This window comes from Methanomassiliicoccales archaeon (assembly GCA_038740345.1).
Taxonomy (GTDB): domain Archaea; phylum Thermoplasmatota; class Thermoplasmata; order Methanomassiliicoccales; family UBA472; genus JAJRAN01.
The window spans coordinates 1-13975 of record JAVYMA010000021.1 but is presented as its reverse complement, the minus strand read 5'-3'; the positions used below and the strand labels follow the sequence as shown (position 1 = coordinate 13975).

The following is a 13975-nucleotide window of genomic DNA, read 5'->3' as shown; positions in this document are numbered from 1 at the left end:
GGAGGGTAGAAAATGAGAAAATCATCGATAGTGGTATTAGCTCTAGTCTTAATGTTGCTAATTGGTTTCTTTGGAACGACCTTTCTGCTTAAAAATAAATTGGATGAAAAAATGGACCTAGTACTCACATATTCCAACAAGTTCAATTATGAGCCATTCATCGTGGCCGTTGAGAAGGGTTATTTTATTGATGAAAACCTGAATATTACTACCATGGTGGTCAGTGGAGGTATACAGTCTGCTGAAGCCATCATAACTGGATCGGCTGATGTGGGGGCTATGGGAGATGCACCAGCAATTATCCTTTTAGATAGGAATCCAAGTGCCAGAATTTTATGCCGTTACTCAGGAGGTGAAGGGCTACATCGATACATAGCTCAAGATTATATCACTCAACCAAAGGACTTGGAAGGTCGAAAAGTAGGTATCCAAATGGGATCTAGCACTCATGGTTCTTTTCTTCAATGGATGAAAAAGAACGACGTAAATATGTCAAAAGTTACCTTAGTACCTATGAACCCTAGCGATATGCCTAATGCCATGAATACCAAGCAGATAGATGCGATGGCAGGTAGTGAGCCATGGCCCACTAACGTAGAGAGGCTGTGTGGAGGCAGCGTGCATCAGATTGGAGATTCAAGCGGTCTTGGCAATACTTTTCCACTTCTATTCATGGCTTCAGGTAAAGCCTTGGAAGAGAAGCCTGAGGCAATCAAAGCTGCCATGAGAGCTTTGCAACGAGCGATTGATTTCATCAATCAAAATTATAACGAGAGCGTTGATATTTGCTCAAGAAAAATTGGATTAAGTATTGAAGATACCCGGAGAAGTATGCAAAAGCAATTTTTTGCCATAGGCTTCGATGACACAGATTTACAAAGCTTAGAGCAGACCGCCGAATTCCTACTTGAAAATGGAAGGATATCTGCAATTCCTGAATTCACGTCAAGATTGTCGCCAAATATTTGTCTTAATGATAAGCCAAGAAATTCTATTATTATGGAAGGAGTGATCTTATCAAAGGACGAGAGAGATTCTTAACAGCCCTTAATCTTGAAATCCCTGATATGGTTCCCATATTCCTTCGGGATTTGACCTTGGGCTTAGATGAGTGTAATTATTCTACTCCTGAAGTATGCGCTCCGCCTTATGATGCAGAGAAGTCTGCTCGCTCGGTAATATCATTGCAAAAACGTCTGGGCCAAGATGCGGTGGTTGGCTGTATTCATTATGTTGGGTTTGATGCTCAGTCACTGGGTGGGGAGCTGAAATTTCCTGATCGAGGAATACCTTCAGTGATCAAGCATCCCTTGGAAGGAGGGGATTGGAGAGAACGCATTGTTATGCCTTCGATGAATGATAGCCCGTATCGCGAGGCTCTTCGTTCTTATGAGCTAGTCTCTAAATCATTAAGAGAAGAAGCTGAGGTGGTTTGCAATCTGGAGGGGCCGATGACAAAAGCTGCGCTGTTACGCGGATTGGAGCGTTTTGCCATGGATATCGAGCTAGACAGGTCATCAGCAAAGGATGTGACCTATCTGTCCACTCAACTATCCATCGCCTTTTTGGAGGAGGCCGCGAGGAAAGGAGCTGGAACGTGCTTTTTAGCATCTTCCACGGATAATCCTTCGATTTTCGGCAGCGAGGTCTTTCGCCATTTCTCATTACCAGGGGTGCGTGAGATAACAAAGAAAGCTAAAAATCTCGGAATGCAGACCATTTTTCATCCCCATGGCATCTTTCAATCACCGGAGAATATTTCACTTGTAGAAGATATTATATCTACAGGAGTGGTTGGAATCCAATTTGCAGAGGAGAACGACCTCAGATTTTTAAAAGAAATATGCCGTGGAAAGGTGTGCGTGTTAGGAGGACCGAACGTCTTCACCACGCTGCTGTTCGGACCGGAGGAAAGGATAGAGCGAGAGACTAGAGAATATATAGATAAATGCGCTGCTGAAGGAGGCTATATATTAATGTGCTCATGCTCTCTTCACCGTGGCATGCCAATGCACCATGTGGAGGCCATGATTCGTTGTTGTAGATCATATGGTAAATATTTTTGAATTTTCTCAGGAAAAGTAGTAAAACCTCTTGCTCTAATAGTGCGCTGAATTATCGATGATAACTCAGTCAAAATCAAGCAAACCAGAATGGATAAAAATCAAGCTTGGTGATGTTCAGAAGGTAAGAAGTGTCCGTGAGATTTTAAACCAATGCTCAGTTAGAACTGTTTGCGACTCTTCTCAATGCCCGAACCTGGGACAATGCTGGGAAAGGGGTGCGGTGACTTTTCTTATTCTCGGTCAGATATGCACACGTTACTGTAGATTCTGTGCCGTTTCTACAGGAAACCCTAATGGAGTTTTGGACGAAGAAGAGCCGGAAAGGGTAGCACAAGCGGTGGAAAAAATGGGTTTGAATTATGTGGTGGTAACTTCTGTTACACGCGACGACCTGCAGGACGGAGGAGCCAAGGCCTTTGCAAACACAGTTAAAGCCATAAAGTCTATGAATCGAGATGTAAAGGTTGAGTTGTTGTTGCCTGATTTTCAATGCCATGAGGATGCTTTGAGAATAGTGTCCAGGGCCGGTGCGGATGTATTAGCTCATAATTTAGAGGTGGTTCGCCGCTTGCAAGAGTCGGTGAGGGATGCTAAAGCAGGCTATGAAAGTTCTCTATTTGTTTTGAAAGAACTCAAAAGTAATGCGCCACAAACCCCAGTCAAGACATCTATAATGCTAGGTTTAGGAGAAACGGAGGAAGAGATATTTGAAACTATGATGGATGCACGAAAAGCTGGAGTTGATTTCATTAATTTAGGACAATATTTACAGCCTAAGGGTGTAGAATTGAGAGTGCAGCGATACATTAAGCCAGAAGAGTTCATACGTTTTAGGGAGTGGGGGCTCTCAATGGGATTCAAAGAGGTTATGGCAGGGCCATTAGTGAGGAGTTCATATCGAGCTCGTGACATGCTTTTAGGAGGGGAATGAGTGTTAATAGATGAATTTGATCCAGAAAAAGGGGAAATGCTGAGCATATTGGACAAGGATGGAGTAGTGAACAAGTCACTTGAACCTTTAATAGAGGAAAGCAAGCTGATACATGCCTATAAGACTATGGTATTATCGCGAATAGCGGATGAAAAAGCAGTAAAGCTTCAGAGACAAGGACGTTTGGGAGCTTATCCTCCTTCTCGAGGTCAGGAAGCCAGTCAAATAGGGCCCGCCCTCGCTTTAGAAAAAGGAGATTGGATTGTATGGGCATTTAGGGAATTGGGAGCTCTCCTGTTGAGGGGTATTCCACTTTGGCGACTCTATCTCTATTGGATGGGTAATGAGGAAGGTTCGATTTTAGAGGGGGACGTGAACGTCACTCCCTCTGCTGTTCCAGTTGGTAGTCAGATCCCTCATGCTGCAGGCATCGCATATGCTATCAAGTATCGCAAAGAACCAAAAGCGGTGCTTTGCTACTTCGGAGATGGCGCCACGTCAGAAGGCGATTTCCATGAAGGATTGAATTTTGCTGGACTTATGCGGTTGCCAGTAGTGTTCGTTTGTCAAAACAATCAATGGGCCATCTCTGTTCCGAGAAAAAGACAAACCGCTTCGCTAACTCTGGCACAAAAGGCAAATGCTTATGGTTTCAAAGGGATTCTGGTGGATGGAAATGATATCCTGGCCCTATATGCCGCTGCCAAGGAAGCCTTAGAGAAGGCCAAAAGAGGTGAAGGGCCCACCCTCATTGAGTCATTCACATATCGCATGGGCGATCATACAACTTCTGACGATGCGTCCCGTTATCGAAGCGAGGAGGAAATAGCCTATTGGACTGCTAGAGATCCCATCTCAAGATTCAGAACATATCTTATTTCCAAATCTTTATGGAATGAGAAGAAGGAAAGTGCGTGGACTGAAGAGGCTACGAGGATAGTAGAGGAGGAGGTTAAGAGGGCAGAATCATTTCCTCCACCATCTTTAGATGAAGTATTCATTCATACCTATGCAAACATGAGCGAGGATCTAAAAGCCCAACTCAGCTTCCTTCGCTCAGAGCTTATGCCTTCACGGGAGGGCTGATAGATGGCATTGATGAACATGGTTGGCGCTATAAATTCAGCCCTTCGTGAAGAAATGGACCGTGATCCATCGGTGGTTTGCCTGGGAGAGGATGTAGGCGTCAATGGGGGAGTTTTCCGCGTCACCGAAGGATTGTATAATCTATTCGGTGGAGATAGAGTCATAGACACGCCGCTGGCTGAATCCAGTATTGTTGGCACGGTCATAGGTATGGCTATGAATGGCCTACGACCAGTAGCGGAGATTCAATTCATGGGATTTATATATCCAGCGTACCAACAATTAGTATCTCATGCGGCAAGGATGCGCAATAGGACACGGGGTCGAATTGGCCTACCACTCGTGGTCCGCACACCTTATGGAGCTGGCGTGAAAGCTTTGGAGCACCATTCGGAGAGCACCGAAGCAGTATTCTGTCATATTCCTGGTTTAAAAGTCGTTGTGCCTTCAACCCCTCTTGAGGCTAAAGGATTGCTCACTTCTAGCATAAGGGACCCCGATCCAGTTATTTTCCTTGAACCTACACGCCTTTATCGAATGATAAAAGAGGAAGTTCCAGATGGTGAATACACCATTCCCTTGGGGCAAGCTAGAAAGGTCCGTCAAGGAAAGGATGTGACAATCGTTGGCTGGGGAGCCATGATGGCTGTAATAGAGAAAGCAGCGGTGCAACTGGATAATCAAGGCATAAGCGCTGATATCCTAGATATGAGGACTTTGTCCCCTATGGATTATTCCTCCATTTTGAACTCAGTAAAACGAACGGGTAGATGCGTGGTTGTTCATGAGGCTCCAAAGAACTGCGGTTTAGGGGCGGAGATTTCAGCCAGAATAATGGAAGGCGCTTTACTTTCTTTACAAGCTCCAGTTGAGAGGGTAACTGCTCCTGACATAACTGTTCCTCTTCCTAAAGGGGAGAATTATTATTACATCGAACCTGATAGAGTAGTGAAAGCAGTTAAACGAGTTATGAGCTTCTGAGGTGTTGGCATGCCGACGGATTTTAAATTTCCAGATCTGGGGGAGGGTGTAACCGAGGGAGAGATTAAAAGGTGGCTTATCAAAGAAGGGGATGAGGTAAAGCAAGACCAATCAATAGCTGAGGTTGAGACGGACAAAGCAGTGGTGGAAATGCCATCACCAGTCACTGGAAAGGTCTTACGTCTTTATCATAAGGAAGGGGAGACGGTGAAAGTAGGCGAAATCTTGGCCACAATCGCAACACCAGGGGAAGAAATGGCTATATCTTCCCCTATCACAGCTCCCTCCAACGAAGCGGATAGAAAACCATCAGTTTCCGTAGTTGGCGAATTACCTGAAGAAGAGATTATAGTGAGCTCCAAGTCGCTTGGGGAGGTCACCCCTTCAAACATTCTTGCCACGCCGGCGGTGCGAAAGTTAGCAAAGGATTTGGGGGTGGAGATAAGTAAAATTAAAGGCACAGGCCCCTCCGGTCGGATCACCGAAGAGGATGTGCGTCAAGCTTCACAGACTACTATTACTGCTCGCCCTCGCAAAATCGCGAAATTTGATCTTTATGGTTATATCGACCGCGAAACAGTTAAAGGCATTCGCAAAACCACAGCCAAGAAGATGATGGAATCCACTTTGAAAACTGCCATGGTGACCATGATGGACGATGCTGACGTTACAGACCTTGTCGCCATGAGAGAGCGTTTGAAGTCTATTGCCTTAGAGCAGAAGAAGGTGAAATTAACCTATATGCCTTTCATCGTCAAGGCTACAGTGATGGCTTTAAAGAACAATCCGTACCTTAATTCCAGTCTAGACGAAGATTCAGGTGAGATAATCCTGAAGAAATATTACAATATAGGTGTGGCAGTGGCCACAGATGAGGGTTTGATGGTACCAGTGATAAAGGCGGCGGATCAAAAGGAGATTATGGAAATCGCTGCAGAGATTGAGGACTTAGCTAAGAAGGCAATGGAACGGAAGATAGATCTAGGAGATTTAAAGGGAGGGACTTTCACAATAACGAACTATGGGACCCTGGGAGGAACTTACGGCAATCCCATAATCAATTATCCAGAAGCCGCAATTCTAGGTATAGGAAGGATAAGAGAGATGCCCTGGGCACATGATGGCGAGATTAAACTTAGGAAAATAATGCCCCTTTCCTTGACTTGGGATCATCGAATTATGGATGGTGCGCATGCAGCGAAGTTCATGGGGGAATTCCGGCGCTATTTAGAGAATCCTGAATTGATATTGGCCATGCACTAACGCGAAAAGTTCCAATCTCTTGAGGCGTATCTCTGCTCGGCCAACACTTTCGCCCTAACCAGTTCATCATCGCGCCAAGTCCCTTCATCCCACGTACGGCCTTTTAAAAAAGATGTCTTCATAGCATTAAGGACCTCTTCTTTGCTTGCGTGACAGACCTCCTTAAGAGATATTATTCTATCTTCTGGCGAAGCTAGTTTTCTTCCTTCCAGTTTCTGCGAGGGCACTTTAAGCACCCGAAACATAGTTTTCCTATCCACGCTAAGAAGTATGGTTCCATGTTGAAGGAATACGCCATTCCTGCGGGTTTGAGCGCTTCCAGAGATTTTTCTCCCGTCGACTAGAACATCATTTACTGGAGCAAAAACACCTTTAACTCCTAAAATCGCTAAGGCATCCACAATACGCCCACATACTTCGCGATAGGCGGCATTTATGTCTAGAGGCATAAGCTCCTCAGGACATATCACACTATAGGTTATCTCTCCATGCTGATCATGGTAAACCGCTCCCCCGCCAGTTCGCCTACGAACCACATCAATACCCAAAAGGACGCATGTGCGATAATCGACTTCTTGATTCATGCTTTGAAAAGCTCCGATGCTCACGGCGCTAGGCTTCCAGCCATATAGTCTGATGGTGGGGGGGCTAGTACCTTTCATGACTCCCTCGCATACCGCCTCATCTATGCCCATATTCATGGCTGCACTCCAATACTCGAAGTCCACGAACCTCCACCTCATTCCTTGGCCCTCCAGAGAGCATCTATCAAGTGTTGAACATCAACACCGAGAATGGTTATTTTTTCTTCATCAATCTCCTTTTCTAAGTACCTTTTCGCACTTGTCTTATCAGGCATAGTCAAACAACACTCTAGCCATTCCTCAATTGCTTCTATGCGTTCTTCAGGATAAAGGAAGAAATCTCCATGTAACCGAACTTTACCAGTGGGCAATAAAGTTAGGCGGAACAGCTTACCTCCATCGATTTTTCGCACCACCGTTCTGCCCGACAAGCTATTATCAACCCTTAGCCCAAGCGGTTAACTTTTCAGCATCCACACGGGATCCGCATATGGCTTTTCCAGTCCTCTCATTATAGAAAGCTGGAACGCCGAGATCGCCCCCACATGCTGCCGAAATTGATTCTCCATACTTGCGCATTAACTGCGCGTTCTTCTCGTCGTGCCATACCTCCAATCTTACAATTTTAATTCCTGTTTGGGCCTCCCATTGATCAACTACAGGGTGCAATTTCTTACAATGAGGGCACTCTCTTCCATAGAACCAAATCAGTCTTTTTCCTTCCTCATATGAATCATTTTCTGCCATTCTTTAATCACCTCTTTCGAAAAAGCCCGCACCAGCATTCTCCGAATTCTTTCCATGTCTGTTGAGCAAGAAAATTGCATGGACATATGAGCTTTAAGTCTTTATTAGCATCTCCTGTTGGGATGCGGCAGGGACAATATTTTAAGCCTTTATTAACATCATTTTCAAGCACGCCGTTTGCCAACTGCCTCACACTATCTTCCTCTTCCCATAGCCTTATTCGTCCATTCCTTTGAACGAAATCCTTCCAAACCTCTAAGACCTCATCAGGGGTAGCAGGATATGAGTCCATTTGTACGTTCAATTCTCTGAAATCTGAAGCCGCGGAGGGTGAATAAGATTCGTCTGAACCGCAAGAATAGCAATGACGCAATGGTTTAGCTCCAAAATGCCAATCGCCGCAATTATTGCAACGCAGAAAACTTTTATCCTTAGATAGTTCAGTAACTTTGTTTGCTTCCTTTCTGTTGCAATTGACGAAGGCATTCTTCATTCCGCAGGTAGGACATACCTCTGGCGGTCTCAAGCCGTAATGGATGTCATTGCAGACGTGGCATCGCCAAAAACGCTTTTTTTCGTTCATCAAGCTCCCATACAATGAACACATCGCTTCCCTTTATAATCCCTTTCATCCCTGCCAGCAATAAAAATGAAATTCTATGTTCTATCAAAGGTCTAAGTAAAAATTATAGAGCCGAGGAATGATAAAATAGGGCCCGGACCTATCAGTCCTCCAAGGTGATTATATGGAAGGATTAGACCAGTTGATTTATTCCGTGGCTCTCCTATTCTTCATCTTTGATCCTTTCGCTTCTTTACCTATATTCATTTCCCTAACAAAAAATATGGACGATAAAGAAAAAGAAAAGAGTGCTTTATATGCCATAATGGTAGCAGCGACACTTTTCGTCATTTTCACCCTATTGGGCACTGCCATATTAGACTTATTTGGTATAAGTCTTGATGCCTTTCGTATCGCTGGAGGTTTAGTCTTACTTCTCATGGCGATTGAAATAGTTTTCTCTTTGAGTTTTACTAGAACGAATGAACAAGGCAACGTTGCTTGGGTGATCGTTGCTACTCCTATTTTGACAGGGCCAGGTGTTATATCTACCGCCATTCTACTAACTTCACGAGTAGGCTGGTTCACGACAATAATTGCAGGAGTCATATCACTTGCGATAACTTGGGGATTGTTGCGCAATTCAATTCTAATACTTCGCAAAGTCGGAACGAATACAATCGAGATATTTTCAAAAATAATCGGATTGCTATTGGCTGCTTTAGCAGTGGAGTTTATCCTTCAGGGTATACACGATTGGATAGGAACGCATCCTTTAGTAATCCTATTTCTATAAATAAGATATTAAAAAATGAATCCTTTTATGCGTGTTTAAATACATTCAATTTTTAAAATAATAATATTCAGTGAAATTTTAAAAAATGTTTAATAGGAATAAAAAGGTGATTCACTGAGCGACAAAGATGATTTCATAAGGAAAGCAAGAAGTAAGTTAGGAATATCTGAGAAGGCAGCTCAGGTTTTATAGGATCTAGGGATTCATGAAATATATCAACTAAAAGAAAAAAAATCCTATAGCTATGTATGAGGAGTTGAGAAGCAAACCTGGGGCTTTTCTGAACCATGCATGCGAATCAATTCAAGCTTGCTGTAAAATTAGCCCATGGCTTATAATTATTTCGTATCTGTAAGGTTATTTTAGAAAAAATATTAAGAACCACCCCCCGGCTGATTCCACTGCAGGTGCAGATTGATGACTGAGAAGGTTAGGACGAGTGGTGGAGCCTGTGGTGGAGCCTCGGTAGACGAGTCGAAAAAAATTTGGGTAGCTGGAGCTAACGTCGGAATAAGCAATTGGAGCAAGGTTGTGGAAGAAGTTAGGGCTTTAGGGCTCAAGGACAATGAAAAGATAGCCGACGAACTGCTATTGCGTGTGAAGAAAAATGACTTCGTACCACGCTCCAAGGAGGGGGAATATCGCAAGGTTCTGTTGGAGGAGTATCTGAACACACCATAACTTGCCTGCCCTTTTAATGGATGCTGTGGTGTTCAAATATCGTTTTCCTAATTTTTGAACTCTGAACGAATGTAATTGAAATTGTTTTAATGCGGTATACTAGTTTCTGTAAGTCGATGAAAGAGCCAGAGTAAGAAAATAGTTCCTGCCGTCAATATGACCGAGAACAGCATTATTCTTTGTTCGCTCCATTCCTTTTTACCCCATAATATCGATCTCAAGAATATTTGCATGATGATTAGAATTAGAGATATCAAGGAGATTATGATGAAGCTCGATATTAAATACCAACCCAATCCCCCAAGATCAATTTTCGTTGCGAAATATGCTAAGAAAAAGAAAGGTGCCAATATGAAAAGATCCTTAAAAGTAAAACATCTTTTATCCTCCTTTCCTCCTAATAATCTCGCCATTACAGTTAAAAGCATGATTCCTAAGGACAATCCCATAATGAGACCTGATGTAAGTCTCCATTCGTTATTCGTTTCTCTGAAGCCTAAATAGGAAGAGACCCCATCGAAGGCAAAAATCATTAAACCAAATGCGCAAACAATCAGCGTGGGGATATCTGGTAAACCAGATCGCTTTTTTCTGTGGTTAAAAATGAAAAACAGCAGCACAATACCGAATCCCAACATCGTACCTGTGTCCCGAGCGCATACAGGAAACTGCATTCCGCCCATGAACAAAGAGCGGGATGATATCTGATGACAAAGGGCATAACCTATCTCCCATAACAAATCAGCCCATGCTTCAACAGGTCCTGATGAACTCTGCAAAATTAGATTAAAAGAATTTAATAAGGACATACAATCGAACGAAGACATAATAACAAAAGGAAATGGAATTAAAAAGGTAAAGGATTTAGCCTTCACATGAAGGCTAAGCCCAAAGCGACGAATATCACAGCATAGCACAAAATCGATAGCACGATCGCGGCCAAGCTGATGAGAAGACAATTCTTACCTACATGTCGCTTCTCAGGGTTTGGATCGTTCATCCATATTAGGAATATTACAATTCCTATCAGCAGGCTGAGGAAGGATAGAATATACAATATGTACTTCAATGCTCCTAACGACTCATACTGCTGAGGCTGTCCATAAGGTGGTGCTGGCTGTCCATACTGTGGTTGGTTCTGTGGCCTACCACAATGCGGGCAAACATTATATTCGACAGGGATCTGTCTGCCGCAGCCTGTACACATGCGTGTATTGTCGGTCAACTCTTTTTCCTCCTAAGTCTCTGGTGAGGTCTGGCCCCCCAAAGTGATTAGCATAAAGCTGATTTTCAATATATAAAACCATTCTGTGTCTGAGGAAAGCTAAAAAGTTGATAATTATAAGCTTATTTTAGATAGAAAAGATTTTTATCATCCTTCTTTCGCCTTCCCACATTCAGGGCAAAATTTATGCGAGGATGAAATCGTCTTGCCGCATCCTGTACAAATCCTGGTCGTTGTCTCAATCGCAGTGGTTTCCGCAGGAGAATGGGGTGCGGCATTAGGTCTACCGCAGTGAGGGCAGAATTTTAAATTTTCATCGATTTGCCTTCCACATCCCATGCATAAGCGATGAGAGCTTTCTGAAGAAGGTTTAACATTAGTAGCGGGACGGGAGTTGGGCCTTCCACAATAAGGGCAGAAGTTCAAATTCTCAGCAAAATTTCTCCCACATCCTAGGCACCTAATACCCGACTGTGGTATAGAAGAGGTTGAGGGTGTAGATGGAGGAGTGGGATTAGGACGACCACAGTAAGGACAGAATCGCAGTCCATCAGGTGATTGCCTCCCGCATCCTGGACAGAGGCGTGTTTTTGCCCCTTCTGCTACTAATTGAGCGTTAGAGACATATGCAGGAGAATTTGTCTGTGCTTGGTCCGGTCGACCGCAGTAGGGGCAGAATTTTAATCCGATCGGGATATCCCTTCCGCAACCAAAGCATTTGCGCATTGGCTGGCTTGAAGACATTTGTGCCGATGCCCTGCCATATGGGGCTGGTCTACCACAATTAGGACAGAAATTGAGACCATCTGGAACTTCTCGAGAGCAGGAAATGCATATTACTTTAATTTGAGCAGAGGCAGAACTGCTTGACTCTGTTCCGACCAATGGGGCAGAGCTGGTTTGAGAGGATGAAGGTGCAATAAATTCTTTACCACAGTAAGGACAGAATCGCAGTCCTTCAGGTGATTGCCTTCCGCATCCAGGACATAATCGCTGAATGCTTTCTTGTTTCACTTGATTGGAAATATCAGTATTAGTTGATAGAACAGCACCCTGCTTCCTTGTACCACAGAAAGGGCAGAATTCATTCTCATCTAATACCTCGCGTCCACATCCATTGCATATGCGCTTTCGCTTATTGAAAGGTAAATTTAAGGGCATCTTCATTACCTCAGGGAAGGCTAACCTTTAATAGTTTTATAAGATTGATACGCCTGACATCATTATCAATCTTTTCTAGTTTTTTTCATTTCTGATCTACTATTTTTATTAAGTGATAACCAAATTGGGTCTTGACGGGTCCTACAATCTTACCCTTTTCTCCTTCAAATGCAGCTTTCTCGAATTCAGGGACCATCTGACCCCTGCCAAACCAACCTAAAGAGCCTCCCTTCTTTCCAGAGGGGCATTGAGAAACTTTTTTGGCCAAGTCCTCGAATCTTTCCCCTGATGCGATTCGCGCTAAAATCTCCTTTGCCTCTTTCTCCGTTTTTACTAGGATATGCGAGCAATTAACCTGCTTTGGCATGAAGAAGGATACGTGCAATTCATTTGAAATAGTTATGCAATGCTAGGATTGTATATAATGGGCAAAGAATAAAGATACCATCCACATTTGTCTGGCTCATGTGGGGCCCCATTGACCTTAATTTGTGGGAGCGCAGGCGACGAGGAGAATTGGCGAATGTACGCCAAGCCGTTGAAAATATAATAGAAGCGGTCCGAAACCGTGGTGACGACGCCTTGTTGGAGCTTACAGAGCGTTTCGACGGCGTAAGCCTAGATTCTCTAAAAGTTTGCAGTGAAGAAATTAAGGCTGCTTATGAAAGAGTAGATGAATCATTAGTCAAAGCCCTAAAGGAAGCATCTGATCGCATACGTAGATTTCACAGTCTTCAATATCAGAAACAAAATTGGCTGGAGGAGATAGAAGAGGGGATATGCCTAGGTGTCAAACTTCTTCCTTTGGACCGTGTTGGGGCATATGTACCTGGAGGAAGAGCGTCTTATCCATCAACAGCGCTTATGTGCATTATTCCAGCAAAAGTGGTGGGCGTAAGTGAGACGGTAGTGTGCACACCTCCACCGATTAATCCTCTGACCTTGGTAGCCTTGGATATAGCTGAAGTTGATGAGATATATAAGATAGGCGGGGCTCAGGCGATAGCTGCCATGGCATTTGGCACAAAAACCATAAAGGCTGTTCGCAAGGTGGTTGGACCAGGGAATGTTTATGTTACAGAAGCAAAAATGCTACTTAGGGATAGAGTGGAAATCGATTTCCCTGCTGGTCCGAGCGAAGCCGTGATAATTGCAGACGATAGCGCTAATCCCTCTTTTGTAGCATCAGATATTGTAGCTCAAGCGGAGCACGGCCCGCATTCGTTCTGTCTCTTGATAACTAATGATGAGGATTTTGCCAAACGAGTGGGTGAATTTGTGGATAAATACGCATCATGCTCTCCAAGGAAAGTGATTCTTGAATCTTCTTTAAAGAATGTAGGATATATTCTAGTTGATAATATGGAAAAGGCAGTTGAGATTTGTAATTGCATCGCACCTGAACATATCTCTATACAATGCAAGCAATATGAGGAAGTCTTAGCATTGGTTCGTAATGCAGGCTCCATTTTCATAGGTTCCTATTCACCGATAGCAGCAGGAGACTATGCCTCAGGGACAAATCATGTTTTACCCACATCTGGCTACGCTAACCTTTATTCAGGTCTTGACATCAGGCATTTCTGCAAAGCTACTTCAGTTCAGCAGTTAAGTAAAGATGGGCTGCGTAAATTAGAACCTACCATCGTAAAACTTGCCAGTGCAGAGGGATTATTTGGGCACGCGCAATCTATCCAAATTAGATTAGATCATTGAAATTGATAGAATGATTTCATATTTGTCTAAAATTGAGAAAATTTCATGGTATTTACAATATCAGGATATCGAGTATTGTCATCATATATAAGTAAAAATATGTAAATTTATTATACGCATATATTTATTTTTTTTATAAAAATTTATAATCTCATATGACTATAATATACTATAAT

17 protein-coding genes are annotated in these 13975 nt (G+C 43.4%); 9 read left to right on the top strand and 8 right to left on the bottom strand.

From position 1 onward, the window contains the following. Positions 1-12 precede the first annotated feature (12 nt). The 6 genes from QW520_07315 to QW520_07290 are packed head-to-tail and all read left to right on the top strand — an operon-like array spanning position 13 to position 6327. Positions 13-1041, top strand: a complete 1029-nt coding sequence (locus QW520_07315; GenBank protein ID MEM0449611.1) for an ABC transporter substrate-binding protein — start codon at positions 13-15, stop codon at positions 1039-1041. 26 nt (positions 1042-1067) lie between these two features. Further along, entirely contained in the window at positions 1068-2066 is a 999-nt protein-coding gene (locus tag QW520_07310) for a uroporphyrinogen decarboxylase family protein (protein ID MEM0449610.1), read from the top strand. Between the two features lie 55 nt (positions 2067-2121). After that, complete coding sequence (lipA, locus tag QW520_07305) at positions 2122-2997, top strand: lipoyl synthase (protein MEM0449609.1); 876 nt, start codon at positions 2122-2124, stop codon at positions 2995-2997. Next, on the top strand, positions 2998-4083 hold the full coding sequence (gene pdhA, locus QW520_07300; GenBank protein ID MEM0449608.1) for a pyruvate dehydrogenase (acetyl-transferring) E1 component subunit alpha: 1086 nt from the start codon (positions 2998-3000) through the stop codon (positions 4081-4083). It abuts the gene before it with no gap. A gap of 3 nt (positions 4084-4086) precedes the next feature. Then, a complete protein-coding gene (locus tag QW520_07295; GenBank protein ID MEM0449607.1) occupies positions 4087-5064 on the top strand; it encodes an alpha-ketoacid dehydrogenase subunit beta in 978 nt (325 codons plus the stop codon). Positions 5065-5073: 9 nt separating this feature from the next. Continuing rightward, on the top strand, positions 5074-6327 hold the full coding sequence (locus QW520_07290; GenBank protein MEM0449606.1) for a dihydrolipoamide acetyltransferase family protein: 1254 nt from the start codon (positions 5074-5076) through the stop codon (positions 6325-6327). On the opposite strand, the gene QW520_07285 is transcribed toward QW520_07290, so the two are convergent. From QW520_07285 to QW520_07270, 4 genes are read right to left on the bottom strand one after another with little or no spacing between them, the layout of a single operon-like run. Beyond that, positions 6324-7070 carry a biotin/lipoate A/B protein ligase family protein gene (locus QW520_07285; GenBank protein ID MEM0449605.1) on the bottom strand — a complete coding sequence of 249 codons (747 nt, stop codon included), beginning with the start codon at positions 7068-7070 and terminating at the stop codon, positions 6324-6326. The genes QW520_07290 and QW520_07285 overlap by 4 nt on opposite strands. Then, positions 7067-7342 carry a hypothetical protein gene (locus QW520_07280; GenBank protein ID MEM0449604.1) on the bottom strand — a complete coding sequence of 92 codons (276 nt, stop codon included), beginning with the start codon at positions 7340-7342 and terminating at the stop codon, positions 7067-7069. The genes QW520_07285 and QW520_07280 overlap by 4 nt, the downstream gene beginning before the upstream one ends. A gap of 7 nt (positions 7343-7349) precedes the next feature. Then, positions 7350-7658 carry a thioredoxin family protein gene (locus QW520_07275; protein MEM0449603.1) on the bottom strand — a complete coding sequence of 103 codons (309 nt, stop codon included), beginning with the start codon at positions 7656-7658 and terminating at the stop codon, positions 7350-7352. Positions 7659-7665: 7 nt separating this feature from the next. Continuing rightward, positions 7666-8241, bottom strand: coding sequence for a ferredoxin-thioredoxin reductase catalytic domain-containing protein (locus QW520_07270; protein MEM0449602.1), 576 nt, complete (start codon positions 8239-8241; stop codon positions 7666-7668). Between the two features lie 163 nt (positions 8242-8404). On the opposite strand from QW520_07270, the gene QW520_07265 reads away from it, so the two are divergent. After that, complete coding sequence (locus QW520_07265; GenBank protein ID MEM0449601.1) at positions 8405-9016, top strand: MarC family protein; 612 nt, start codon at positions 8405-8407, stop codon at positions 9014-9016. Positions 9017-9433: 417 nt separating this feature from the next. Then, positions 9434-9697: a hypothetical protein gene (locus QW520_07260; GenBank protein ID MEM0449600.1), complete on the top strand. Its 264-nt coding sequence runs from the start codon at positions 9434-9436 to the stop codon at positions 9695-9697. An 86-nt stretch (positions 9698-9783) separates the two neighbouring features. On the opposite strand, the gene QW520_07255 is transcribed toward QW520_07260, so the two are convergent. The 4 genes from QW520_07255 to QW520_07240 all read right to left on the bottom strand — a co-directional run bounded on the left by QW520_07255 (position 9784) and on the right by QW520_07240 (position 12450). Beyond that, complete coding sequence (locus QW520_07255) at positions 9784-10572, bottom strand: DUF2085 domain-containing protein (protein MEM0449599.1); 789 nt, start codon at positions 10570-10572, stop codon at positions 9784-9786. Then, a complete protein-coding gene (locus QW520_07250; protein MEM0449598.1) occupies positions 10569-10922 on the bottom strand; it encodes a hypothetical protein in 354 nt (117 codons plus the stop codon). Before QW520_07250 ends, QW520_07255 begins: the two co-directional genes overlap by 4 nt. A 147-nt stretch (positions 10923-11069) precedes the next feature. Further along, positions 11070-12083, bottom strand: a complete 1014-nt coding sequence (locus QW520_07245) for a zinc ribbon domain-containing protein (protein ID MEM0449597.1) — start codon at positions 12081-12083, stop codon at positions 11070-11072. 85 nt (positions 12084-12168) lie between these two features. After that, positions 12169-12450 carry a peptidylprolyl isomerase gene (locus tag QW520_07240; protein MEM0449596.1) on the bottom strand — a complete coding sequence of 94 codons (282 nt, stop codon included), beginning with the start codon at positions 12448-12450 and terminating at the stop codon, positions 12169-12171. Positions 12451-12548: 98 nt separating this feature from the next. On the opposite strand from QW520_07240, the gene hisD reads away from it, so the two are divergent. Beyond that, positions 12549-13799 carry a histidinol dehydrogenase gene (gene hisD, locus QW520_07235; protein MEM0449595.1) on the top strand — a complete coding sequence of 417 codons (1251 nt, stop codon included), beginning with the start codon at positions 12549-12551 and terminating at the stop codon, positions 13797-13799. Positions 13800-13975 lie beyond the last annotated feature (176 nt).